This is a genomic window from Halomonas sp. AOP7-B1-5 (genome assembly GCF_052353045.1).
Taxonomy (GTDB): Bacteria; Pseudomonadota; Gammaproteobacteria; order Pseudomonadales; family Halomonadaceae; genus Vreelandella; species Vreelandella colorata.
On the sequence record NZ_JBQTDC010000032.1, the window covers coordinates 15,609 to 41,893 of the forward strand.

The window sequence follows — 26,285 nt, forward strand, 5'->3', positions numbered from 1 at the left end:
CCCTATGGAACCCAGTCACATAGCGTCCGGCAGCGAAGAAGGCACCTCCGCCAGCTGGTACGTCATTCAGTGTAAAGGCAGTGAATCATTTCGCGCCGCCGAGCACCTCACTAACCAGGGTTATGAGGTGTTTCATCCGGTGCTGGATGTTAAACGCAGGCGCCAGGGCAAGCTTGTCACCGTGACCGAGCCTCTATTCCCCTACTATCTGTTTATTCGCCTTGACCAAGTAGTGAGCAACTGGCGGCCCATTCGCTCGACACGAGGCGTACTGCGCCTGCTCACCTTTGGTAATAACCCCGTAAGCGTACCCAGCGCACTAGTAGAGACACTTCGCGCCCAGCCCCACCGCCAGGAAGGCAGCCACACCTACTTCAGCGCGGGTGAGAAGGTCACTATTACCGAAGGCCCTTTTAAAGATCTGGAAGCCATATTCGAGCGCTGCAAAGGGGAAGAGCGCGCTATTGTGCTGCTCAACGTACTTCAGCGGCCTCAGCACCTTAATGTGCCTCTGGATCAGTTGCGGAAGCCGTGAGTGGTGAGCATAAACCTTAGCGGCATCTAGGCAAGCGCACGCTTGCTTAGCCTAAGTATCAAAAGACGTTCATAAGCTTATCCTGCTAATGTTGAGCCATAAACAAACATTGGCCTGCCTGGCACTTCCAGGCATAAGGATGCTCGTTAATGAATCTCGACCCTCATTACTACCCCACCGCGTCTCGGCGTATGGTCACTTTCGGTAAACGCGGCATGGTAGCCACTTCCCAATCGCTGGCTGCCCAAGTAGGCGCAGACATTTTGCGCCAAGGCGGCAATGCAATTGATGCAGCCATCGCCACAGCGGCCGCGCTTACCGTCGTTGAACCTACCTCTAATGGTATCGGTAGCGATGCGTTTGCCCTGGTATGGGTCAACGATAAGCTGCACGGTTTAAATGCCAGCGGCAGAGCCCCGATGGGCATAAGCGGAGAAGCCCTGCGTGCGCTTGGCCATGAAGAAATGCCCGCACACGGGTTAATCCCCGTTACCGTGCCGGGCGCCCCGGCTGCCTGGGCCACACTTTCCGAGCGATTTGGCAAACTGCCCCTGCCAACGCTGCTGGCCCCTGCAATTGCCCTTGCCGAAGAGGGCTTCGCGGTTTCGCCGGTGGTGAGTCAGCTTTGGCAAAAAGCCTACACCCGCTACAAGCAGTACGACCGCCCGGAGTTTGCGCCCTGGTTTGAGCACTTTGCCCCAGAAGGCCACGCCCCCAAGGCGGGTGACATCTGGCGCTCGCCGGATATGGCCAAAACGCTTCGCGCTATTGCCCAAAGCGGCGCCAAGGCGTTTTACCAAGGCGAGCTAGCCGATGCCATGGACGCCTTCTCGCGCGAGCATGGTGGTTTTCTGCGCAAGGAAGACCTTGCGGCCTTCAGATCAGAATGGGTCGATCCGATCAACGTCCGTTATCAAGGTCACGATATCTGGGAAATCCCACCCAACGGCAGTGGCTTGATCGCCTTGCAGGCGCTCGGTATTTTAGAAGCGCTTGGCGATGAGCCCCATGATCCGGTTGAAACGCTGCATCGACGTATCGAAGCCACCAAACTTGGCTATGTGGATGGCCTACGTTATATCACCGAGCATAGCGATATGACGCACAGCGTCGAGCAATTGCTCGCCCCGCGCTATCTAGAACAGCGCGCCGCCCTTATAGGCGAACAAGCCATTGATCCACTGCATGGCAACCCGCTACTAGGCGGAACGGTTTACCTGGCAACCGCCGACGATGAAGGCAATATGGTGTCTTTTATCCAAAGCAATTTTGAAGGGTTTGGCTCGGGCATTGTGGTACCCGGCACGGGCATCAGCCTGCAAAACCGCGGCTGGTCTTTCTCGCTTGATGAACAACACGCCAACGTGCTGCGCCCCGGAAAGCGCACTTACCACACGATTATTCCCGGGTTTATTACCAAGGATAACCGGGCGGTTGGCCCCTTCGGTGTAATGGGTGGGTATATGCAACCCCAAGGCCACGTACAGGTAGTGGCCAGCATGCTGGCAGATAAGCTCAACCCCCAGGCTGCGCTGGATCTTCCCCGTTGGAAATGGGTGGCAGGCAAAACCGTTGAGGTAGAACCAGGCTTCCCCGACCATCTCGCCCAAGCGCTTGAGCGGCGCGGTCATCATATTGTCCGGAGCACCGATGCACTCACGTTTGGCCGTGGGCAGATCATTCTACGCAATGCAGAAAATGGCGTGCTTCAAGGCGGCACCGAGCCACGCGCCGATGGCGCGGTATTGCCCGTTTAATTCCAATTCAAGCTAAGGCGGCCCAATGCCGCCTTGTTATTCACTAACACCCTCCAGCATTGATGGCTCAAACACTGCCGCGGATGCGCGTACCTCGCCTTCGTTACCCACGCGACGATTCGCGCCCCTACCAAATATGGCACTGTTCAAATGTAGCGCGGCGTAAGCGTCAGCGCACCCGCGGGAGCAGCGCGAAGCGGTGCCAGAGTTGGGTGGCACGGCCCGGGCGGCTTGGCAGCCGCCATTCGCGGGTGCCGCATTTGCTCGTACCTCGCAAGATTTGTTACCACGCGCTACGATTCTCACACCTATCAAACATGGCACCGTTCAAATGTAGCGCGGTGTAAGCGCCAGCGCACCCGCAGCGGCGGCCCGGCGCGGGAGCAGCGCGAAGCGTTGCCAAGGTTGGGTGGCACGGCCCGGGCGGCTTGGCAGCCGCCATTCGCGGGTGCCGCATTTGCTCGTACCTCGCAAGATTTGTTACCACGCGCGACGATTCACGCCCCTATCAAAAATGGCACCGTTCAAATGTAGCGCGGCGTAAGCGTCAGCGCACCCGCAGCGGCGGCCCGGCGCGGGAGCAGCGCGAAGCGGTGCTGGGGTTGGATGGCACGGCCAGAGAGCTTGGCAGCCGCCATCCGCGGATGCCGCATTTGCTCGTACCTCGCAAGATTTGTTACCACGCGCGACGATTCACGCCCCTATCAAACATGGCACCGTTCAAATGTAGCGCGGTGTAAGCGTTAGCGCACCCGCGGGAGCAGCGCGAAGCGGTGCCAGGGTTGGATGGCACGGCCCGGGCGGCTTGGCAGCCGCCATCCGCGGGTGCCGCATTTGCTCGTCCCTCGCAAGATTTGTTACCACGCGCGACGATTCACGCCCCTATCAAATATGGCACTGTTCAAATGTAGCGCGGTGTAAGCGTCAGCGCACCCGCGGGAGCAGCGCGAAGCGGTGCCAGAGTTGGGTGGCACGGCCCGGGCGGCTTGGCAGCCGCCATCCGCGGGTGCCGCATTTGCTCGTCCCTCGCCTTTGTTACCACGCGCGACGATTCGCGCCCCTATCAAATATGGGCACTGTTCAAATGTAGCGCGGTGTAAGCGTCAGCGCACCCGCAGCGGCGGCCCGGCGCGGGAGCAGCGCAAAGCGATGCCAGGGTTGGATGGCACGGCCAGGGCGGCTTGCAGCCGCCATCCGCGGGTGCCGCATTTGCTCGTACCTCGCAAGATTTGTTACCACGCGCGACGATTCACGCCCCTATCAAATATGGCACTGTTCAAATGTAGCGCGGCGTAAGCGTCAGCGCACCCGCGAGAGCAGCGCGAAGCGGTGCCAGAGTTGGATGGCACGGCCGCAGCGCAGCATCAGCCCGCCTGTGGTAGTCACCCCTTTAGCGCTATACACCAACAATTCTGCATCAAAAACCGGAAACGTTTAATTACTGTTAGTTAGAAAATACTAATAAAATAGTTTCGAGCGAAAATCTTTCAACTTTAGTCTAAATTTTTATATTTTTTTACTCATTCCGAAACGACATAGGGTATGCAAAAAAGCGCATCAGCCGTTTAATACTTGAAAGAGCTGGCCAGCTAACAACGTTTTTAATCCCTATTAAATGGTACTTTTTCATGCCTTATGTTCACGACACGCTGACCCGCTTAAAGCTTAGCAGCCCCGCTCAAGTTGAATTTTACCAAGCCGCTGAAGAAGTTCTGGAATGCCTGCGTCCGCTGTTTGAGCGCCAGCCGCACTATCTTAAGCACAGCATTATTGAGCGGATGGTAGAACCCGAACGCCAGATCATGTTCCGCGTTTGCTGGCTAGATGACTCAGGACAAGTGCGGGTAAATAAAGGCTACCGCATTCAGTTCAACTCAGCGCTTGGCCCGTATAAAGGCGGCTTACGCTTTCACCCAAGCGTAACGGCAGGCACCATCAAATTCCTGGGTTTTGAACAAATCTTTAAAAACGCCTTAACCGGGCTACCTATTGGCGGCGGCAAAGGCGGCTCTGACTTTGACCCGAAGGGCAAATCAGACAACGAAATCATGCGTTTCTGCCAGGCCTTCATGTCGGAACTTTACCGTCATATCGGCCCTACTCGCGATGTGCCGGCGGGTGATATCGGCGTTGGCGCGCGCGAAATTGGCTATATGTACGGGCAATACAAACGCCTCACCGGTCGCTATGAAGGCGTATTAACCGGCAAGGGCTTGAACTGGGGCGGCTCTCTAGGCCGTAAAGAAGCCACTGGTTATGGCGCAGTTTACTTCGCGCAAAACATGCTGGCCGACCGTGGCGAAAGCCTTGAAGGTAAAGCCTGCCTGGTATCCGGCGCGGGTAACGTGGCCATTTACACTATTGAAAAGCTTTATGAACTGGGCGCCACCCCCATTACCTGTAGCGACTCTCGCGGCACGATTCACGACCCCAACGGTATCGATCTTGAGCTTCTTAAGCAGCTCAAAGAAGTAAAGCGTGTATCGCTTGAAGAGTACCTAAGCGAACGTCCTGACGCCCACTACATTAGCGCGCGGGATTACCCGCAAGGTGGTCATGCGGTTTGGCACATTAAAGCGGATGCTGCATTCCCGAGCGCTACGCAAAACGAGTTAACCGAGCTTGATGCCAAAACGCTACTCGCCAACGGGGTTAACTGTGTAAGTGAAGGCGCCAATATGCCCTCCACCACCGAGGCAGTTGACTGCTTCCTAGCCGCTAAGATTGCCTACGGCCCAGGCAAAGCGGCTAATGCTGGCGGCGTGGCGACTAGTCAGCTAGAAATGGCGCAAAACAGCAGTATGGAACAATGGCCGCTTGAAAAAGTTGACCAGAAGCTTAAAGAGATAATGACCAATATTTACCAGCAGTGCTCCACCACGGCAGAAGAGTTCGGCGACCCCACCAACCTGGTACTGGGCGCCAATATTGCCGGGTTCAGAAAGGTCGCAGATGCCATGATAGAGCAAGGAGTAATGTGATCGCCTTCCTCTGCTAGATCGCTTACACTGGCACTGGCGAACAGTCCTCCCTTTTCGGGGAGGGCTGTTTTTATTGATAGGTACAAAAATCGTTTATTTACTGTTTAATTGAAGTACACGATTGATTTCATTGCTTTCTAAGGAGAGTAACCATGGGGCAGCGTCCTCCCATTATTATTAACCGTCTTGATGCAGAACGCTTGCAGCGCTTGATTGATAACGCAAGCGATAAAGAGCTTGCCGTAGCCACGCTGCTCGAGGAAGAGTTAGCCCGCGGGGAAGTGATTGATCCCAAGGATATTCCTGACAACGTGGTCAGCATGAATAGCCAAATTCGCTTCACCGATTTAACCCGCGGGCGCCAAATGGTACGCACATTGGTTTACCCCCATGCGCTAAGCACGGTGGAAGACGGTATCTCAGTGATGGCCCCGATTGGCGCTGGCCTTATCGGCCTTAAAGTAGGCGATATTATCGACTGGCCGCTGCCTAACAATGCTGAAGCACGCCTTCGCATTGATGCCATCTTATGGCAGCCCGAACGCGAACAGCAGTTTCATCGTTAAGCATTTTTTGCCCCTCCTTTCGCGCCTGGCCAGAGTCGTCAGGCGCTGTAGTCGATGCGCCCAAGGTTGCTTACGCACTACATTTAATACATGCAACGAACGTGTAGTGCGTGTAAGCGTTAGCGCACACGCAACGGCGGCCTGACATAAATACAAGCTCCACAAAGATGAAATACTTTCCTCAAAGCATTAATCTTACTTCGCAATATTTATAAATATTTTGAAGGAAGCCAGCAATGGCAACTTATCGACGAGCACATGCCCCCGGCGCTACCTATTTTTTTACAGTGGTAACTCATTCACGCCAGCCATTGCTCGCCGATCAACTCAATATAAACGCCCTTGGGAGAGCTTTTCGACGAGTGCGCCACGAACGGCCTTTTGTAATGGACGCGTTTGTACTACTTCCCGATCATCTTCACTGCCTCTGGGTTCTGCCGGAAGGTGATACGGATTACTCATCGCGCTGGAGAGATATCAAAAAATACGCATCGCATGAATTCCAGCGTCCCAGTAAAAGCTCAGGCGCTTGGCAACGCGGCTTCTGGGAGCACGTGATCCGTGATGAACACGATTGGCAGCGGCATATGGATTACATTCACTACAACCCCGTAAAACACGGCTGGGCCAAAGCACCGCGCGATTGGGAGTGGTCAAGTTTTCATCAATGCGTAGAGAAAGGTTGGTACGAAAGCGACTGGGGCTCACAACGTATTCCCGACGTTGCCGAAATGAATTGGGAATAGGCACTGGCCTGCCACCAGGCACCGCTTCGCGATGCTCCCGCGGGTGCGCTGACGCTTACGCCGCGTTACATGTATTTCGCATCAGGTTGAAATGTGGCAAGCACCTTTATCGTGCCAAATTGGAATCCGGCAACAACCGTAGCGCGGGGTAACGCATGTGAGGAACGAGCATAAGGCACCCGCGAGAGGCGGCGCCAGCCGCCTAGGCTTTGGCACCCAAACCCGGCACCGCTTCGCGATGCGCCCGCGGGTGCGCTGACGCTTACGCCGCGCTACATGTATTTCGCACCAGGTTGAAATATGGCAAGCACCTTTATCGTGCCAAATTGGGAACCGGCAACAACCGTAGCGCGCGGTAACGAATGCGAGGAACGAGCATAAGGCACCCGCGAGAGGTGGCGCCAGCCGCCTAGGCTTTGGCACTCAACCCCAGCACCGCTTCGCGCTGCTCCCGCGGGTGCGCTGACGCTTACGCCGCGCTACATGTATCTCGCATCAGGTTGAAATGTGGCAAGCACCTTTATCGTGCCAAATTGGAAACCGGCAACAAACGTAGCGCGTGGTAACGAATGCGAGGAACGAGCATAAGGCACCCGCGAGAGGCGGCGCCAGCCGCCTAGGCTTTGGCACCCAAACCCGGCACCGCTTCGCGATGCTCCCGCGGGTGCGCTGACGCTTACGCCGCGCTACATGTATCTTGCACCATGTTGAAATGTGGCAAGCATCTTTATCGCGCTAAATTGGGAACCGACAACAACGTAGCGCGTGGTAACGAATGCGAGGAACGAGCATAAGGCACCCGCGGGAGGCGGCGCCAGCCGCCTAGGCTTTGGCACCCAAACCCAGCACCGCTTCGCGATGCTCCCGCGGGTGCGCTGACGCTGACGCTTACGCCGCGCTACATTTATCTCCCACCGTATTAGAGCCAGGCAACCACCGTAGCGCGTGGTAACGTTTTGCGAGGGACGAGCATAAGGCACCCGCGGGAGGCGGCGCCAGCCGCCCAGGCTTTGGCACCCAACCCCGGCACCGCTTCGCGATGCTCCCGCGGGTGCGCTGACGCTTACGCCGCGCTACATGGGTATCACGCCAAATTGGAATCCGGCAACAACCATAGCGCGTGGTAACGCATGTGAGGAACGAGCATAAGGCACCCGCGGGAGGCGGCGCCAGCCGCCTAGGCTTTGGCACCCAACCCTGTCACCGCTTCGCTCTACGCTTAATAACCCCAAACAACAAAATCGGGATTGAGGATTTGCGCAGGGGTCGCGTAACTTAAGGGCGTTCCATCTAAGGTCACCACACGCCCACCCGCCTGTTCAACGACCGTTTGAGCGGCGGCGGTATCCCATAGGCTGGTGGGGCCTAAACGGGGATACACATCGGCGCTACCTTCGGCGATGATGCCGAATTTTAACGAGCTGCCCATAGGTCGTGTCTCATGCGGGCCTAACTGTTTCAACCAACGCTCAAGATGAGGATGTGCGTGAGAGCGGCTGCCCATCACACGCCATTTCTGGCCTTCGCCCGGCTTACCAGAAACGCGAATAGGGGTTTGCTGCCCATGTTCATCAATCTTGAATGCTCCCACCCCTGTGGCTGCGATATAGGCCACGTTAAATACCGGTGCCAGCACCACCCCTAATACAGGCTTGCCGTGCTCAATCAATGCGATATTAACCGTGAACTCATCGTTGCGCTTAACAAACTCCTTTGTGCCATCCAGCGGGTCGATTAGCCAATAACGCCCTTTTGCATCGGCGCCTACAAAATACTCACCTCCTTCCTCAGACAGAATAGGGATCTTCTCTTCAAGAGCATTGAGACCGTTTAAAATCATCTGGTTGGCCGTTTTATCAGCTGCCGTTACCGGGCTGTGGTCGGATTTGATTTCCACCTCAAAATCCTGAGCATACACTTTTAAAATAGCGCTACCCGCTTCACGGGCAATGTCCAGCACCTGCGTAAGTAAACTCTCCATAACGGCCCTTATAAAAATGGTGGCTGAAAAACGCGAAAACCGCCCTATATAGGCGGTTTTCTATGAAGTATAAGCATCCGGTGCTTACAGGCTATACCCTGCTTCACGCGCCAGAGTATTATTCGCCTGCAGCCAGCCTTCAATATGACCACAGTCAAAAGTGCGCCCCTGCATACGGAATGCCTGAACCTGCTGGCCTTCCTGCATTAGGCGGTCAATCGCATCGGTTAACTGGATTTCATTACCGGCACCGGGGGGCTGGTCACGTAACAACTCCATAATCCGGTAGGGCAAAATATAACGACCGATTACCGATAAGCGTGAAGGTGCATCTTCGGGCTTGGGCTTTTCTACCACGCCGCGCATGTCCGCGCTTTCACCGGCACTGGGCTCGTCGCAGTCAACGATACCGTAACGATAAACATCTTCCTGCGGCACTGCTTCCACCATGATTTGCGCGGCGTTGCTGGCGTCCCAAAGCTCAACCATGCGGCCCAGGTCACAGGTATTGCTATTCGCCTGAGGCTTAACGAGAACGTCCGGCAGGATAACAGCAAACGGCTCATCTTTACCCAACAAATGGGCGGCGCAGAAAACCGCATGGCCCAGGCCTTGAGCGTTCGGCTGGCGCACACTGGTAATTTTAAGCTCTGGCGGAGCAATGGCCGCAAGCGTTGCCAGCAAGGCATCTTTGCCTTTACTGGCAAGCGCATCTTCAAGCTCTGCATGGGCATCAAAGTGATCTTCAATAGCCGATTTACCCGAACGAGTCACCAACACAATTTCATTAATACCGGCCGCCAGCGCTTCCTCTACCACATGCTGGATTAACGGACGGTCAACAACGGGTACCATTTCTTTGGGAATTGCCTTACTAATCGGCAACAACCGCGTACCAAAACCGGCTACTGGAATAATCGCCTTGCGCACCTGGGTCATTACTTACTTCCTTATTTCGTTACGTTACTGGCGCCACTCGTTAATTTTACACAGCAGCTGTTCTGTACTGGGGTCTTTTACATTGTTATGGGCAAGTGTTTCGCCTGCAAGCATTTCATAGAGGCTGGTGGCCAATTGCTTGCCAAGCTCAACCCCCGGTTGATCGAAGGGGTTAAGGTTCCAAAGCACCGATTGCACAAATACCTTGTGCTCATAAAGCGCTAATAGCGCGCCAATACCCCAGGCATTCAACTCTTTCAGCAAGAGTAGCGAATTGGGATGATTACCCCGATAGCCTTGCGCCATATGGCCGCGTAACGTGGCAGGAATGGCATCATCGCCCAGCGCAAAAAGCTGCGACTGAGCCAGGCAGTTGGCAAGCGTCAGTTGCTCCTGGGCGCATAACGAACTGCTTACGTCATCGGTTGCCGTTACATCGCGCTTGGCAACGGCTACAAAATCAGCACTAACAGTATGCCCGCCCTGGTGAAGTAATTGATAAAACGCGTGCTGCGCATTAGGCCCCACATCGCCCCATATTATCGGGCATGTAGCATGATTAACCGAGCGGCCATCCAAGCCCACGCTTTTACCGTTGGACTCCATTTCGAGCTGCTGCAAATATGCAGAAAAACTCTTCAATCGGCCATCGTAAGGTAGTACCGCATGGGTCGGAATATTCAAAAACTGGCAGTTCCAGGCACCGACCAGCGCCATCAAAGCGGGTAAATTCTCTTCAAGCGGGGCGTCTAAAAAGTGTTGGTCCATGGCATGGGCACCGGCCAGCAGCGCATTAAACGCCTCCATGCCCAACTGCATGGCCACACTGACCCCAATGGGTGACCAAAGCGAGAAGCGGCCGCCAATCCAGTCTTTAAATACCAGTTGGTGCGCCTCAGGAATGCCAAAATCCGTCATCTTTTCAGGTTTGGACGACACACCCACTAATTGATAGCGACAAACCGTGGGTACATCTATTTCCAACGCCTCACTTAGCCAAGCGAGTGCCGTACGCACGTTGAACTGGGTATCGGCGGTGGTAAATGACTTTGAGGCTAATACCAGAAGCGTGGTGGCAGGATTCAAGCGCTCCATTAAAGGCAATAACTGTGCACCATCCATAGTGGAAACATAATGAACGCTTGCCTTTTCATGGCTTGGGCGGTCAGCCAAGGCCTCGCTGATCAATTTTGGCCCTAAATCTGAGCCACCCACGCCAATATGCACCACATCGGTGATGGTTTGGCCGGTTGCGCCAAACCACTGGCCTTCATGTACGCGGGCTACCATCTCAGCCAAACGAGCCTGTTGTTGCTGGCAGAAGGTAGCGGCTGACTCCATACCACTAGGCGGCTTTTTAGTGCTTGGCCAGCGCGCTGCCATATGCAGCGCAGCCCGCCGCTCAGAGGTATTGACGTTTTTCCCGGCAAACAAGGCCGTGCGTTTTGTTTCGACCCCGCAGCTACGTGCCCAGTCACTTAAAAGCTTTAGCGTATGAGGGGTAATGCGCTGTTTACTGAAATCGACGTGAAGTGAGCCGAAGGTAAAGGCCAAATCACTTGCGCGCTGCTGGGCGGATAATGTGTCGCCACCTAAAAGATCGCTTAAGGGTTGCGCCTGTAATTGCTCGGCATGGGCATCCAGTGCCGTTACCGGCGTATAAGCACGCGGGGAGCGTGAAAGCTTTGATACATTCATGATTTCATCCTTGAAACATCGTTTCTATCAATGAACCCGCTTTATATGACGCAAATACAGAGCCAGTTCAAGTTTCTTGCTCGCTAATCCATTAACTTACAATAGGATAAAATATAGCTCCTATACGATGCTAAATGTTAAAAGTGAAAAGGCATTGCGAGTATTGCTCTGAGGCGCCAGCCACCCTGGCCTGGGCATCGACCCCCGACATCGCTTCGCGATGTTCCCGCGGGTGCGCTGACGCTTACGCCGCGCTACATTTTTAACTCGCCGAATTAGAGCCAGGTAATCATCGTAGCGCGTGGTAACGTTTTGCGAGGAACGAGCAAATTAGGCCCCCGCGGCTCTGGCCTTGGCACCAACCCCGACATCGCTTCGCGATGTTCCCGCGTGTGCGCTGACGCTTACGCCGCGCTACATTTTTATCTCGCCGAATTAGAGCCAGGTAATCACCGTAGCGCGTGGTAACATTTTGCGAGGAACGAGCAAATAAGGCCCCCGCGGCTCTGGCCTTGGCACCAATCCTGACATCGCTTCGCGATGTTCCCGCGGGTACGCTGACGCTTACGCCGCGCTACATTTTTATCTCGCCGAATTAGAGCCAAGTAATCACCGTAGCACGTGGTAACGCTTTGCGAGGAACGAGCAAATAAGGCACCCGCGGCTCTGGCCTTGGCACCAACCCCGACATCGCTTCGCGATGTTCCCGCGGGTGCGCTGACGCTTACGCCGCGCTACATTTTTATCTCGCCGAATTAGAGCCAGGTAATCATCGTAGCGCATGGTAACGTTTTGCGAGGAACGAGCAAAGTAGGCCCCCGCGGCTCTGGCCTTGGCACCAATCCTGACATCGCTTCGCGATGTTCCCGCGGGTGCGCTGACGCTTACGCCGCGCTACATTTTTATCTCGCCGAATTAGAGCCAGGTAATCACCGTAGCGCGTGGTAACGTTTTGCGAGGAACGAGCAAATTAGGCACCCGCGGCTCTGGCCTTGGCACCAACCCCGACATCGCTTCGCGATGTTCCCGCGGGTGCGCTGACGCTTACGCCGCGCTACATTTTTATCTCGCCGAATTAGAGCCAGGTAATCACCGTAGCGCGTGGTAACGTTTTGCGAGGAACGAGCAAATAAGGCACCCGCGGGAGGCGGCGCCAGCCGCTCTGGCCTTGGGCACCAAAACCGATTGCCCTACCCTTTCAATACTTCGGCGAGCAAGGCGGTAGCGCTTTCAATTAATTCTTCCAGATGCTCGGGGCCTTTAAAGCTTTCGGCATACACTTTATAAAGCGATTCCGTGCCGCTGGGGCGTGCGGCAAACCAGCCGTTTTCGGTGGTCACTTTAATACCGCCAATGCTTGCACCGTTACCCGGCGCGGCGACCAGTACGGCAGTGATCGCATCGCCGGCCAACGCCTGGGCCGTGACGCTTTCGCTATCCAGCTTTTTAAAGGCGGCTTTCTCTTCGGCAGTGCAGGCGGTATCTACGCGCTTGTAGAAAGGCTCGCCAAAGCGCTGAGTTAGCTCGCGGTAATACTCGCTAGGGGTTTTACCCGTCACCGCCAGAATTTCCGCGGCCAGTAAGCACAACGCAATGCCGTCTTTATCAGTGGACCACGCTTTGCCATCACGCGTTAACAAGCTGGCTCCGGCGCTCTCTTCACCGCCGAATGCCAGCCAGCCTTGGTGCAGGCCATCCACAAACCACTTAAAGCCAACCGGCACTTCATAAAGCTCACGCTGATGAGACGCCACGACTCGGTCGATCATCGAGGAGGACACCAGCGTTTTACCGATTTTAAGCGACGCCGCCCACTCAGGCCGATGAGTAATCAGGTAGTCGATACACACAGCCAGAAAGTGGTTGGGGTTCATCAGGCCGTTAGTATCGACAATGCCGTGGCGGTCGGCATCCGGATCGTTGCCAAACGCCACATCAAAGCGGTCCTTGATATTCAGCAGATTCGCCATCGCCGCCGAGCTTGAGCAGTCCATACGGATCTTGCCGTCGTGATCGGGTGGCATAAACGCAAATTCCGGGTCAACCGTGGTATTCACCACCTCAAGGCTCAGATGGTAGTGGGCAGCAACCGCCTGCCATACCGGCAATGCGGTACCGCCCATAGGGTCAACGCCTAACGTCAGGTTGGCATTTTGAATGGCCGCCATATCCACGACGTCGCCCAGCTGTGCTACGTACTGCGCGGTAAAATCGTACTCCTGAGCGTGAGCAAGCGCTTCTTCCACGGAAACCAGCGACACATCGCCAAGCTCACGTAGAAGATAGGCATTGGCACGTAGCTCTATCCACGATGTGGCTTCTGTATCTGCCGGGCCACCGTGAGAAGGATTGTACTTAATGCCACCATCTTCAGGCGGATTATGCGAAGGCGTAATGATCAAACCATCGGCTAATGCCTGATTTGAAGCGTTGTGCTGCAAAATGGCATGGCTAACCAAGGGTGTTGCGGTATAGCCGTGATCTTTTTCAACCAATACCGGCACTTGGTTAGCGGCCAACACTTGCAGCGCGCACTCCCAGGCTGGTTTGGAAAGAGCATGGGTATCAAAACCTAAAAACAACGGCCCTTGGTAGCCTGCCTCAACACGGTAATCCACCACGGCCTGAGTGATGGCGTAGATATGGAATGCGTTAAAGGTGCGCTCGGTGGCGCGGCCACGGTGGCCTGACGTGCCGAAAGCCACGCGCTCTTTAGCGACGTTGGCGTTCGGCTTTTCATCAAAAAAAGCTTTTACAATGGCATCCATACATTTCACTCCCTTGGAAACTCTTTACCTACTCAAAAGATGGTTCAGAACAACATATAAAATTCAGCGGCAACGTTTTTTGGATTGCCAAAAGGTCAGCGCGATGTGCGGATCGCCTATTTTCAATGCATCACTAGCAGCCTGGCGTGCCATAGCCGCAGTAGCTTGCGGATTATTTAGTAGCTGTTGCAAACCAGCCTGCCATGCCTGGGGCGAGTCTTCTACTAATAACCCGTTTTCACCGTGGCGAACTATCTCTGTATAAGGGTAGCGGTTTGAGTAAATGCCCACGCCCCCCATTGCAGTAATATCCAGAAACTTAATAAATGACTTGCCCTGGTTAAACCGGGTTTCTAAAAGTGGCGCCACGCCAATGTGCAGTTGGCGGCTAGCCTGGTAGCGGCGAAACGCATGCCATGGTAGCGAAGCTGGCGTTTTGATCCGAGGTAATTCAGCAAGCTGTTTAGGCGTATGTTTGCCCAGCATAACTTCAAGCTGAGTATCCTTTCGCCCCTGCTGGAGGGCCCAGAGTGCTGGCGCTATATACAGCAGATCATTAAGGTGAGCCCGCGTACCGTGAAAACCAATCTGCCACGGCGCCTGTGCTGAGGGCGGCTGTATAAAATGCTCCAGGGCTGGCAAGGAGGCAATTAACGGCGGCGTTAATACTGAGACATGAGGATGACGAGCATAAAAACGCTGAGCAAGCTTTTCGCTGCATGCCACCAATTCATCACTAAGCGTCAGCAAGCGTGGCTGGAGATGCGCAATCCGCGCCATGCGCTGACGGTATGCATTGGGCAAGGTGGTGTCGAGGGCTGCAGCGGCAATATCATCATCGATTAAATAGGCAATGTAACCAAAAGCATTGCGATGATGCTCCAACCAGCGTAGCCAAGCGCGAGGCAGAGAGCGGCAAAGCAGTAGATTGGCGCCTGAATATTGACGTAGAAACGTTCGGCCATGCAGCCAAGCAGCGCCAAAAGAACGTGAAGCGACAACGCGTTCAATCTCTCCCCCCTGGCGGCGTAACTCAGGGGCAGCAGATTCCAGAAAGTAGATATCTTCCGTTGGTTGCCCGCCATCGCTGAGCACTACCCAGAGTGTCTCACTGCTCAAACTTATCCCTCACTTTACACCTCACCACTTCACTCTTCAGTGATAATATTTTTTGTACCGCGCCACCCAACCCCGGCATCGCTGCGCGATGCTCCCGCGGGTGCGCTGGCGCTTACCATGCGCTACATGTCTGCGTTACGTCGGCGTTTAAGCACTCGTAGCGCGTGGTAACGTTTTGCGAGGTACGAGCAAATTAGGCACCCGCGGGAGGCGGCGCCAGCCGCCCTGGCTTTGCCACCCAACCCCGGCATCGCTGCGCAATGCTCCCGCGGGTGCGCTGGCGCTTACCACGCGCTACATGTCTGCGTTACGTCGGCGTTTAAGCACTCGTAGCGCGTGGTAACGTTTTGCGAGGCACGAGCAAGTTAGGCACCCGCGGGTGCGCTGGCGCTTACCTCGCGCTACATGTCATTGCGTTACGTCGGCGTTTAAGCACTCGTAGCGCGTGGTAACGTTTTGCGAGGCACGAGCAAATTAGGCACCCGCGGGTGGCGGCGCCAAGCCGCCCTGGCTTTGCCACCCAACCCCGGCATCGCTGCGCAATGCTACCGCGCCGGGCCGCCGCTGCGGGTACGCTAGCGCTTACCACGCGCTACATGGCATCGAAACCCAGCACCGCTCGCGTTCCATCCGCGCCAGGCTGGAGCCCTACGGGGAATATTGATAAGACCATCGGGCTACTTGCTTTTAGCGGCATCCGGTTTTAACTGTTTATATAACTCATAAATACGGGCACGCAGCAAAGCGGCCTCTTCAGAGCGCGCAAAGTTCACAACGTCTAAACATTGAAAAAGATAGGTAAATACAAAAGCACCTAACTGTTGCTCGACATTTTTGCCTACTAATGGCTCAACTGCATGCCATGGTAAGCCACGCAATAGCAGCGCAGCGTCAAACCCTAAGGGAAGATAACCCCACCGGTCCCAGTCAATCAGAGCCACCTGCCGCTGCTGGGTATCGATAAGTACATTATTACGATGCAGATCACCATGTGACAACACGCGAGGCAAGCGGGCCGTAATACGCACCAACACAAGAAGAAATGCTAATTCACGCTTATTAAAATTTTCTCTTAAGGCTTGCGCAAACACCAAAGGAAATAATTTATATAACAGGCTTCTAAGGCGGCTAGCCCGGCGCTTTAAAGAGCCTCGCTCTGCCACGCCTGCTTGTTGAAGAGTGAGCAACTGCGCCATAACCATCGGCACCCACTCCTCCCAGCCATTGCCAATTTTATCCAGCGTGACACCTTGTTGATAGGCAAATACTTGTAAAATACTGCCCTTCTGAGGAAGCGCTGTTAATAGTAGCGGCGCAGCAAGCTGGCGTGGTTTTATTATCTTGTCGTATAACTGCATCACATTAGTATGAGCCGCGTGGTCTACATCAAAACGCACCACTACCGGCGCTTGGTTAGCGACTTGAAGCACCGCTCCCGCTACACGCCGCCCAGACTGCCCAAATAATGGTTGAAAGCCTTCTACCGATAACTGGCTAGGAAGTTCAGCGACGGCATTGTACTCAGCGTGCTGATGAGACAAGGTCATAGGTAACCAATCCCCTCGCTGTGAGTCCCTAAAAAGCCAAGGACTATGCCGCAACGGTACCCCTTGCTGTGTTACGACCCTCACCACATCCCCATGCGCCAGCACTAATTTTTGATAAAACCCTACGTTGCCACAAAGCGATAGCCCTGCCGTTTTGACATCCTCACGATAACGGCTGCAAGCAAGACGACAACGTTCCTGACCATTTACCATAACAATGACATAAGGCGATAAACTCCAACCACTCACCGCCTTTTCACACACCCTATCCACAAAGCCGAGTACAGCCGTTTTCTTTATAGGTTTCAACATGGGTACTCTAATCGACGCTGTTTACCGTAACGAAAAATCTTCGTGCACTAATGTTAAGTTAGGATTATAGGCTGGGTCGCTATCAAGCAATTCACCCCAGGCTTTACGCATGTAGGCATATTCACTTAACCATCGAGCACGCTTTTCAGGGGTGTCATCTGCACCGCGAGAAATTGATTCGTGATGATAAAGCGCTGCATAAGGCGTCCAAAGATTACGATAACCGGCTTCACGCACCTTGATGCATAAATCCACATCATTATACGCCACGGCCAAGTCAGCCTCGTTCAGGCCATTCACTTCGTCGAATACCGACTTGCGAAGCAGCAGGCAGGCAGCGGTCACGGCTGAAAGGTTCTGAGTGACTTTCAAACGGCCCATATAGCCGTCTTCATCACGCTGAAAAAAACGATGCGCGTGGCCTGCCAAACCGCCTAGCCCTAGAATCACCCCGCCATGTTGCACGGTATCGTTAGGGTAATAGAGTTTGGCACCCACGCAGCCAATCTCTGGGCGCGAAACCTGCTCTACCATCTCGGTCAGCCACGTGCCCTCTATTGGCTCAACATCATTATTGATTAACCCAATGATGCTGCCACGCGCCTGAGCCGCGCCAAAGTTATTAATTGATGAGTAGTTGAAGGGATGATCCCAGTGCAGCACTTTAACCCGAGAATCCCGCCCTTCCACATCGTGTAAATAAGCCAGCGTTTCAGTGCATGTGCTCTGATTATCCAGAATGATCAGCTCAAAGTGGGAGTAATCGGTGCGATCTAATATCGCATCGACACAAGGGCGTAAAATATCCACCCCGTTCCTCGTCGGCACCAAAAGGCTTACCAAAGGCTCTGGACTGGGCATCGGCCAGCGCACGCGCTGGGTACCCGATAGCAGGCCGTCACGCACCTGAGCGCTAGTATCAAGCTGATTAAGGTGTTGCTGTACCAATGAAACAAACGACGTACTCACCTGTTCCGGTACGCCGTGGTAAGCAATATGCGGTATATGCGCCAGCTTTGTAGCCATAAAATCACGCCGTCGAGTTACACTCAAGGTTTGCGCGTAATCCAACCAGTTGGCGTTATTAACCTGCCCTGCGCAGCTTTCCACCGCCAGCCTGGGAACAAATGCATGCTGGTAGCATACCGCTCTCCCCATGTACGGCATTGAGAGTAGCAAGTCGGGATTATATTCCGGCTTGAACACTGGCGAGTGGCGTATGCCATGCTCGTCAAGGCTGTCCTCATCGGCAATTAACATCTGAGCTTGGGGATTATCGTGTGCGATACAAGCAGCATAGAATAAAGCATTTTCAGCCAAGCGATCGCCAAGGCGTAAAAACCATACCCAGGTGTTCTCACAGTAAGAAAGCGCTTCCAAGCGCTGGGCAGCCACACTTAGCGCTTCCGTTTCACGCACGACAAGAACCGATAATTCACGCTGCCATTGCTTCAACCAATCACTTAGCTCTTTATGACGGCCAGGTGTTATTAGAAGCAGTACCCGGCGCGGCGCAAGTGCCTGTTCCGCCAAGCTTGCCAAACTGATGGCCAATTTATGTTTAAAGTCATCCAAACACTCATTCGTAGCACTGCAATGAGGGCAGACCAATAAAACACTACTTTCAAAGGCATGGACATTGGTCCGAATTGCAACATCATGATCGCTCGGCGCACGGCGCTGTTCAATCTGGCGAATCCACTGCTGATAGTGGCGACGCGTCGACATGCTGATAAAGGTGCTGTCGTAGTCCTCAAGCGCTATGCTTTGCCACTTCCGGCTCTGCTTGCTTGCCTGTTGCTGCAAGCTCTGCTTTACCTCGGCCAGGGGCAGGTCGCGATAGTGCTGGTGCATGTTGGCCAGCCGCTGAAGTAGGCGGTTGTGAGCAAACATGGGGGTTAGCCAAACGAACTGGAAATGCCGCAGGGTAAAGGTGCCCGCGGCATTCATAGGAACAAAGGTTACTCGTTTAACGCCAAATGGCACAAAGACCAACCGCTTGGTTACTTTCCCCTGACGTACTGGAAAGTCAAAAGTAACCTGCCGTCGAGAAGACTCAAGCGTTAGCGTAGCGACAACACCGCTAACACTACTTTCCTCATCCAACTCCAGCATATTCCAGCCCGGTAGCGGTAGCTGCCCCTCTAATGCAAAAAGCGGGTCAGCACCCAGTGAATGCCATTCACCAGGAGATGCCGCAACCTTTATTTGCTGTAACGGAATAAACTGCCGGGGGCTGCGGTGATGAGGATACCAAGACGTATCTCGTGATGTTTGAGTAGCATTCATTCAAAAAAGTGTCTTATCCGCCGGATATGGAGCGAGCATGGTAGCAGCCCTGCGGCTACCGTTCATCAGCCTGCTATAAGCCCCTGCTACACAAGCCAAGGAATTAAATTAAGTTTATGCACCAGCACATCATCCGGCTCGACATCAATACGTCGCTTAGCTACGGAAGCCCTTTCGTCTTTGGATAAGCGAGCACGCTTTTCATGAATCAACTCCAGCAGTGACTGCTTGACTCCCGGCACCTGAACCACAAACCGCGCATTCGTTTGCACTACTAAATAAGCCGGATTGACTGCTTTAATCAGCTCTGGATCGAGGGTGCCTGCGCTGTGAACAAAAACCACCTGCTTAAACAGACGACAGACATAATTCATCATCGAATAACTTGAGGAGGAGCCAAATATTAAGCAGATCTCGGGTATCAGCGCCTGCTCATTAACTACTAGCATCAAGCGCCCAAAATTGGGTAAGCAATTATCAAAATGACGATACTTAATAAAGTTAAACGTACTTAATGTCTGTATATTACAATGACGCTCTGGGGTAAATTTATTACCCAGATCACCCGTGAATTTACGCTGTTTATACTTATCCTTGGCAAATACTGCATCTACTGCGCCTGGGTCAAGGCTCATGGCCACCGCTAACGCTTTCGTAGCTACCATGGCCCCCTGTTGCGTCCAGTGGGTATCAGTGCGAATAAAGGCACCATCTCCCAGCTGAGCTAGATGCGCTTGTGGGTACACGATATTGCGCGCTTCAGGCAAGGCCAATAATTGCTGTATGGGGCCACTACTGCCCTCTGCAAAAGGGTGGTAGTGAGGCCCCATGACACTTTCTTTAGAGGGCGCCACCAGCACTGCGTGAGCAGCACTGATGCTGTTAGCAATCTGTGTGACGCCTTGTAAATATTTCTGCCACTGGCTAATGCCCTCATCCGTTAAACGCAGCCGACCACGATATTGATCAACGCTCCCGTTAGTATCATTATCCAGAAATAGCCACCCCTGCTTTCCTTCAAGCACCTTGATTGTAGGTGGGGACGCCTTATCGATATGATCGTGAGACATCTCAACCAGAGTAAGCAGCGACTGATCATCACCCAAACGAATAAATAGCGAAAACTGATCTACAAAATGAGGTACCGTAAAACGAAAGCCGCACTGTACCTGAGGATGCTCTGCCGTTTCCGTTCCAAATATCGCCTCAATAACATCAGGGCGTCGTATCGAAAGAGGATGACTCAGCTCGAATGTCTTACCCCATCGGGCCACGATTTCGACCTTGCCCACCCACTCGGCTAACGAATCGGGCAATACAAGCCAACCTTGCACTACCCAGCCCCCTGGAAGTATCCAAGGAGAACGCTGACTATCAGGAAAATCAAGGTGCCAACGCAGCCCAGCGGTATTACTGCCCAGCGTTTCACGTTCAACTAAACGTTTAACAAACCGTGTGAAGCGTACAGCTGGCGTCCCCAAGGGGCGCTTAAGACCTGTGTTTTCAATCATTCTTAGTAAAACCGTCCATAGCTGACTACAAGAACACTTGATCAGGCCGATGCAATGGGCCAACTAGCCGTTAAGACACCTTCCTTAATGGAAAGTGCTGCAATACGAAAAGTGATGTTCTACTAATCAGATATCCCACACCGCTTTACGAAAACCCAGCGACAGACGAGTTGTCTCATCCCACTGATTTTGCTTGAACATAAGATCAAATTGACTATTTGACCGGTCAGAAAGTACGCGTGTGGATTTTTGCAATTTATGGACAACGCAGGCATCACTAACGTGATAAATACGCAGGCCCAATAAATGCCTTACTACATCGCAGTAAATGCGGTCGGAGCGATAATGCCGCCCAAACTGAGCATCCAGAGGCCCAGCACGGCGATATGTTTCGCGGGGGATATAGACGCAGAAGAAAGGTGCAAAACTTACCTCCAGCACCTGCCCATCATGCAGCAGTGGCGGTGGCACAATATTGCCGTGATGTGCTGAAAGATTAACATCACAAGGTTGCGAAGGGTCGGCATAAGGCACATGGGTAGTTAGTGTCGGCGTGTCCCCCGGCAATATCTGTTGAGGCACTATCAAACCACACTCGGGTAAACATGTAGCCGCTGACTGCATGGCTTCCAGCGCGCCTTGCTCAACAAGTGCATCATTATTGAGCAGAACCAGATCATGCTCAGGGTTAGCGGCTGCCAATCCCAGGTTGACCGCCTGAGTAAACCCATAATTACACGTGTTAAAGATCGCCCGCAAACGTCCTGCGGCCTGAGCCTCCTTTAAAAAATCCTTAACCGGTGACGAGGAATCATTATCAACAATAATGACCTCAAGCTTGTCGCCTAACGCCAACGCCTCCAAGCTTGCCAAGCAATCACGCAAATCGTCCAACGACTCATAGCTTGGAATAACCACTGATATGCCACGCTGTAGACCCGCAGAAGAAACGGGCGCCCACTGATGGCCAGTTGCTTCACGCACCCGCTCAAGATAACCACTGTATTGGGCGTTGGCCGTTAGCGTATTAGTCGTTCTCCCAAAATAATAGTGAGTCAATACGACAGGCACTGAACAAAGGCGTAACTGCTTGCTATAGCGGCGAATCAGATCCCAATCGACAAATCTGGGTAGCGTTTCATCAAAGCCGCCGCAGCGTTCATAAGCCGCCCGGGTATGACAAAAGGCGTTAAGATCCACATAGTTCTTATTAAACAATAACGCGCGGTTTAGAGGTCCAAATAAAACCCCTGCTGGCTCCGAGGCGTTACCTGCATAATGGTAAAGACCCGAATAAAGCGCCTCTGCGTCAGGTTCACGGCTAAACGCGCCTATCATGGCAGCTAAATAACGCGGATCCCACGTATTATCAGAATCCAGGTAAGCCAAATAATGCCCTTTAGAAGCGGCAAGCCCCCTGTTACGGGCAACCGATACGCCGCCGTTGCTCTTTAGAGCAATCATTTTAATGCGGCTATCCGTAGCGGTTCGCCGCTGGCACCACTCCCGCGTTCCATCGGTGCTGCCATCATCTACCAACAGCAATTCCCAATGTTCATACGACTGACGGCATACCGACTCAACAGCAGCTTCAATAGTCTCAAGCCGGTTAAAACAAGGCATGATAACCGATACCAGCGGCGCGTTATCCAACGCCTCTGCATCTCGCACTAACGCATCGGCCACATTCTCCATAGCCGCCAAGCAGCGTTTATCCGCCTCACGGAATGGGCGCGGCATGTAAGGATCAACCAAGCCGTGGGCCAAGTATCCGGCAAAATCACTGAAACTGCGCTTAAACGCCCAGCGCGCCTTACCTTTGGCAACCGTCTGGCCGCTGGCAGAATCAATCAGTTCGATTTGGTGGTTCTCGCCATCTACCAATTCAAGCGGAGGATAGACTTCAAACGCATGGCGGCCATCATGTAAGCCGTTATCACGCAGGTCTGAACGATACTGATCCGCTTGGGCCTCAATTTCATATTGGCTATCTATACGAACCCGCACCTTACGCGGCACAGAAGAAGCACGCGAGGCCAGCCAACCGCAAATGGCCATCCCCCCGTTTAAATTCAGGTCACCCGCCAACAGAAGATTTTCTACTGACTCGGTGTTATTAACCAAGCGTGAACCGCTATCATCGCCAACCAGCAACTGAGACGGCATGGTGCGCTCAAGCGGCATCCCCGAATGGTAGGGCGTCATTGAGAACTCACCAGAGGCGGCTTGCGAAAGCAATAAAAGCCGCTCTGATTGCGGCTGAATCACCCCCGCGGCTAACCGCTCCAGTGCATGGGCCAGCTCACCATCCTGTTGGCCAGTTTCTGGCTCGAAGGCCTGCTTAGACACTTCCTCAGCCAGTGCGGCAAGCGCCTGGGGACGACACCAAAACATGCTTCCAGCAAAAAAGCCCCAATCATTTTCAATAGGAACATTTAAGCGAGGCGCTAAGCGCTCCAACCAAGGGCCATTACCGAAACGCATAGCCTGTTGGCTCATAAAGAGAGACTTTGGACCAGCGAGCTGTAAACGAGTATCACTGCGCAGCTTGGCCACTAACTGCCGTACGCCATCGCGATTTGGCAATACGTTACGCAGCAACGCCTCACGCCACTGCCTGGCGACAGGTGTAACCCCCTGCTTGGTGTGCAGCTTCAAGCACAGCTCATAGCGCTGCAAGCGAGGCAATAGCGAAAAGAACGGCGCAATATCACGCCCTCGGTTTGGACAAGTCACTACTTCAGCGCCTGTAAAGCGGCGCTGTAACGCCATTATTTCGGCAGTATCTTTTGCATGGGGTGTCGTTATGAATAAATCAAACGGCTCACTTAGCAGCGCTAGACGATCAGCCAGCGACGCGATTAAATCCAAGTGATAGGCATGGACTACTACCGCCAATCTAGCAGCTTGGTGAACAGCGTTTGCGTCCGCCTGCCCAAGGCGCCCTTCATGACGGCCATGGCGAAGATAGTGTAGTAACGGGTCCAGCTCTGAAAGACCAACATCAGGGTAACGCTGCTGATAAGTTTGTGGGTCAAAACCTGGCCCAGGGCAGCGCCCAAGCGCCCAACCATAGTTTAAAAAATGATCGAGAGCAGATAGCTGACTATACGACGCATCGGGATAACGGTTTAGATACCACGTTTCGTCAAATAACCCCGCATCAAGTAACAATGTACGGTTAGCGTTACTCATTATTGCCCCTTAACACTGCGCTGTTCTTTTTCACCAAATTTCAGATAGTGAATCAGCGGGTTAATGCCGCTTTCTACTACATCGGGGTTATGCGCCAAATAGTAAGCCGAATCAAAACCAGGTCCTGGATTACGACCTTCAAAGCCGCCCATCAACAAATAGTGCCGGGCTGGGTTGGCAGACATTTTGGCGTCTGACGCAATATCCGGGTACTGCGCTAAATACCATTTCGCATCAAACCACTGGCTCGCTTCAATGAGTGCAGCCTGACGCTTAATAGCACGCTTCGTTAAGGGGGGGGGCTTGGCAACACTGGGCACTACTGGAGCTACCGTTAATGAGGCAGTGTCGCCGTTATTCTCATTATTACGCTGTGCTTCAAGCTGACTAACAAGGTCAGCAAGCTCATGTGCCTGACGCTCTATCTCGCGACGCTGCTGCGCTTGAGTTTCACGGTTAGCTTTAGCATCCGCCTCCCACTTCTGCCTGGCCATCGTGGCAGCATCATTTGCCGCTGCTAAATCGCGCGCTAGCTGCTCCCGCTGGGCTTCATTTTTCTCTAGCAGGTCAGTGAGCACCGCTAGTTCGCTGAAACGCTCGTCAACGCTACCAAGGGCAGCTTTTTCGCGCTCAGCTAAAGCCTTTAACTGAGCAGATAACGCCGCTTGCTCTTTTTCATACGTCGTTTTTTGTCGAGCCATTTGCTGCTCAATATCAGCGCGGTTTTTTTCCCCCTCGCTGATGCGCTGCTCGGCTTCCTGAAGCTTGCGTGTTAGTTGGCCCAGCTCATTAAAGCGGGCTTGTAAGGAGGCATCGGTTTTCTGCAATTTGCGGGTTAATTCAGCGCTTTCTTCGTGCGCCTCTCGCAAACTTTGCTCATTAGCTTCAAGCAGGTTGGTCAATTTTGCCAGCTCGCTAAACCGCGTATCCAGCATTTGTTTTGTTTCTTTCACTTCACCTTCAAGCGCCTGCCCCCGGTTTCGCAAAGCCAAGACTTGCGATTGAGCGTCAGCAAGGGAATGCTCGGTTTGCTCAAGCTTGCTGGTTAACTGAGCGTTCTCTTCACGTGCGACGAGTAACTCTTTATCCTTTTCTTCTAACTGCGTATCGTTTGCTTCTAGCTGCTTATCCTTTTCGGCTAACTGCTTATCCTTTTCTGCTAGCTGTTTATCCTGTTCTTCTAGCTGCTTATCCTTTTCTGCTAGCTGCTTATTTTGTTCGGCTAACTGATTCACCTTTGCTTCTAACTGCTGCTGGGCTTGGTTGAGCAATTGACCGCTTTCTTTGGCCGCTTGAGCGTGATCGCTTGTCTCAGCCGCATAGCGCTCGCTCTGTTCACGCTGGCGCATCAACTCTTTTTTCAGCTCAGCTTTGAACTCTTCAAGCGCACTAACTTGCTCAGCTAACCGGCCGCGTTCGTGAGCAAATCGCGCCTCCTGCTGCTCAAGGCGTGACTTAAGCTTGCCGCGCTCATCATCTGCCTGGCGCAGCTGCTCTGCCTGATGCGTTATCGTTTGCTCAGCATCGGCAAGACTGTTTGCCTGCTCGGTGACACGCGCTTCCAGCGATTGAAAAAGTGCCTGCTGCTGTCGAACAGTCACTTTATCCTGACAGCTACGGCCAAGGCGTGCGAACACATCCTGCACTACTTGGGTAGAAGCATTTGATTCCAGCGCGCCCAACAAGTTGTTAACCAGAGGAGGCAGCTCATTGCCTACTGCAATAACGCCCAGCCCACCGGCATGGTGGAATACAAAGTGAGGATAACGGGCCTTGATAGTATCAAAGGCACGGAACACAAGGCAGCCAGGCTCCCGGCGAGCCACGCCCGGCACTATGACGAGGCCTTGGGAGGAAAGCTTAGATAACCAGCGGTCTAGCAGGTAATCCACGCTGTTGTCATCGGCTTCTAAATGCAACAACAACAGATCAACCGAGCCTTCATCAAACTGCTCTATCGCCCGTGTGGGGCTTGTTTCAAGCCATTGGCTGGTAGTGGCAAAATGATCGGCGGCATAAGCACGTATCGCTTCGGCATCCTGCTTGTTTTTTACATCATCACCTACCATGTAACAGCGAGTACCTAAGCGAAGGCGCGACGCCGCCTGGCAAACCGCAAAGTGGGCGACATCATCGACCCCCAGCCCTACCGACTGCTGCGGCCGTAATGCTTCAATCAACCAAAACAGAAACGGCAGGTGCTCCAGCCAAGCAGAAGGCTCGCGGTAATCAGGCTGCCAGAACATCGACCCCTGGGCCAAGGTATTAATGGAGGGTTTAATAGCGAGTTCCGTGGCGGCGTGTGGTGCTACCTGATGCTGTTGCTGGCTCACAATGAATT

At 53.6% G+C, this 26,285-nt stretch carries 17 protein-coding genes; 5 read left to right on the forward strand and 12 right to left on the reverse strand.

Features of this window, described 5'->3' with window-relative positions:
* Positions 1–4 precede the first annotated feature (4 nt).
* Together rfaH and ACT3XD_RS14785 are read left to right on the forward strand one after the other, a co-directional pair.
* Positions 5–535, forward strand: coding sequence for a transcription/translation regulatory transformer protein RfaH (gene rfaH / locus ACT3XD_RS14780; RefSeq protein ID WP_192539583.1), 531 nt, complete (start codon positions 5–7; stop codon positions 533–535).
* A gap of 149 nt (positions 536–684) precedes the next feature.
* Positions 685–2,292: a gamma-glutamyltransferase family protein gene (locus ACT3XD_RS14785; protein WP_192539584.1), complete on the forward strand. Its 1,608-nt coding sequence runs from the start codon at positions 685–687 to the stop codon at positions 2,290–2,292.
* 524 nt (positions 2,293–2,816) lie between these two features.
* On the opposite strand, the gene ACT3XD_RS14790 is transcribed toward ACT3XD_RS14785, so the two are convergent.
* Together ACT3XD_RS14790 and ACT3XD_RS14795 are read right to left on the reverse strand one after the other, a co-directional pair.
* Positions 2,817–2,945 carry a hypothetical protein gene (locus ACT3XD_RS14790; protein ID WP_444280601.1) on the reverse strand — a complete coding sequence of 43 codons (129 nt, stop codon included), beginning with the start codon at positions 2,943–2,945 and terminating at the stop codon, positions 2,817–2,819.
* 427 nt (positions 2,946–3,372) lie between these two features.
* On the reverse strand, positions 3,373–3,501 hold the full coding sequence (locus tag ACT3XD_RS14795; RefSeq protein WP_444280602.1) for a hypothetical protein: 129 nt from the start codon (positions 3,499–3,501) through the stop codon (positions 3,373–3,375).
* Between the two features lie 419 nt (positions 3,502–3,920).
* Here ACT3XD_RS14795 and gdhA point away from each other — a divergent pair, with 419 nt between their 5' ends.
* The 3 genes from gdhA (at position 3,921) to ACT3XD_RS14810 (ending at position 6,585) form a co-directional block, all read left to right on the forward strand.
* On the forward strand, positions 3,921–5,273 hold the full coding sequence (gene gdhA, locus ACT3XD_RS14800) for an NADP-specific glutamate dehydrogenase (protein ID WP_192539907.1): 1,353 nt from the start codon (positions 3,921–3,923) through the stop codon (positions 5,271–5,273).
* A gap of 152 nt (positions 5,274–5,425) precedes the next feature.
* On the forward strand, positions 5,426–5,839 hold the full coding sequence (gene rnk, locus ACT3XD_RS14805; RefSeq protein ID WP_018915570.1) for a nucleoside diphosphate kinase regulator: 414 nt from the start codon (positions 5,426–5,428) through the stop codon (positions 5,837–5,839).
* Positions 5,840–6,075: 236 nt separating this feature from the next.
* A complete protein-coding gene (locus tag ACT3XD_RS14810; RefSeq protein WP_192539906.1) occupies positions 6,076–6,585 on the forward strand; it encodes an REP-associated tyrosine transposase in 510 nt (169 codons plus the stop codon).
* A gap of 1,219 nt (positions 6,586–7,804) precedes the next feature.
* Here ACT3XD_RS14810 and cysQ read toward each other — a convergent pair.
* The 10 genes from cysQ to ACT3XD_RS14860 all read right to left on the reverse strand — a co-directional run bounded on the left by cysQ (position 7,805) and on the right by ACT3XD_RS14860 (position 26,277).
* A complete protein-coding gene (cysQ, locus tag ACT3XD_RS14815) occupies positions 7,805–8,566 on the reverse strand; it encodes a 3'(2'),5'-bisphosphate nucleotidase CysQ (protein WP_192539895.1) in 762 nt (253 codons plus the stop codon).
* 84 nt (positions 8,567–8,650) lie between these two features.
* Positions 8,651–9,505 (reverse strand): UTP--glucose-1-phosphate uridylyltransferase, encoded by an 855-nt coding sequence (locus ACT3XD_RS14820; protein ID WP_192539896.1) that lies wholly within the window; start codon positions 9,503–9,505, stop codon positions 8,651–8,653.
* A gap of 24 nt (positions 9,506–9,529) precedes the next feature.
* A complete protein-coding gene (gene pgi, locus ACT3XD_RS14825) occupies positions 9,530–11,203 on the reverse strand; it encodes a glucose-6-phosphate isomerase (protein ID WP_192539897.1) in 1,674 nt (557 codons plus the stop codon).
* Between the two features lie 1,190 nt (positions 11,204–12,393).
* Positions 12,394–13,971, reverse strand: a complete 1,578-nt coding sequence (gene pgm / locus ACT3XD_RS14830) for a phosphoglucomutase (alpha-D-glucose-1,6-bisphosphate-dependent) (RefSeq protein ID WP_192539908.1) — start codon at positions 13,969–13,971, stop codon at positions 12,394–12,396.
* 63 nt (positions 13,972–14,034) lie between these two features.
* The gene (locus tag ACT3XD_RS14835; RefSeq protein WP_192539909.1) at positions 14,035–15,090 is read right to left on the reverse strand and encodes a glycosyltransferase; all 1,056 of its coding nucleotides are present in this window, start codon (positions 15,088–15,090) and stop codon (positions 14,035–14,037) included.
* A gap of 677 nt (positions 15,091–15,767) precedes the next feature.
* Complete coding sequence (locus ACT3XD_RS14840; protein WP_192539444.1) at positions 15,768–16,949, reverse strand: aminoglycoside phosphotransferase family protein; 1,182 nt, start codon at positions 16,947–16,949, stop codon at positions 15,768–15,770.
* Between the two features lie 21 nt (positions 16,950–16,970).
* On the reverse strand, positions 16,971–19,238 hold the full coding sequence (locus ACT3XD_RS14845; RefSeq protein ID WP_192539445.1) for a glycosyltransferase family 2 protein: 2,268 nt from the start codon (positions 19,236–19,238) through the stop codon (positions 16,971–16,973).
* Positions 19,239–19,324: 86 nt separating this feature from the next.
* Positions 19,325–20,749, reverse strand: a complete 1,425-nt coding sequence (locus ACT3XD_RS14850; protein WP_192539446.1) for an alginate O-acetyltransferase AlgX-related protein — start codon at positions 20,747–20,749, stop codon at positions 19,325–19,327.
* Positions 20,750–20,875: 126 nt separating this feature from the next.
* Entirely contained in the window at positions 20,876–23,944 is a 3,069-nt protein-coding gene (locus ACT3XD_RS14855) for a glycosyltransferase (RefSeq protein WP_192539447.1), read from the reverse strand.
* Positions 23,944–26,277 (reverse strand): hypothetical protein, encoded by a 2,334-nt coding sequence (locus ACT3XD_RS14860; RefSeq protein ID WP_192539448.1) that lies wholly within the window; start codon positions 26,275–26,277, stop codon positions 23,944–23,946. The genes ACT3XD_RS14855 and ACT3XD_RS14860 overlap by 1 nt, the downstream gene beginning before the upstream one ends.
* Between the last annotated feature and the right edge of the window lie 8 nt (positions 26,278–26,285).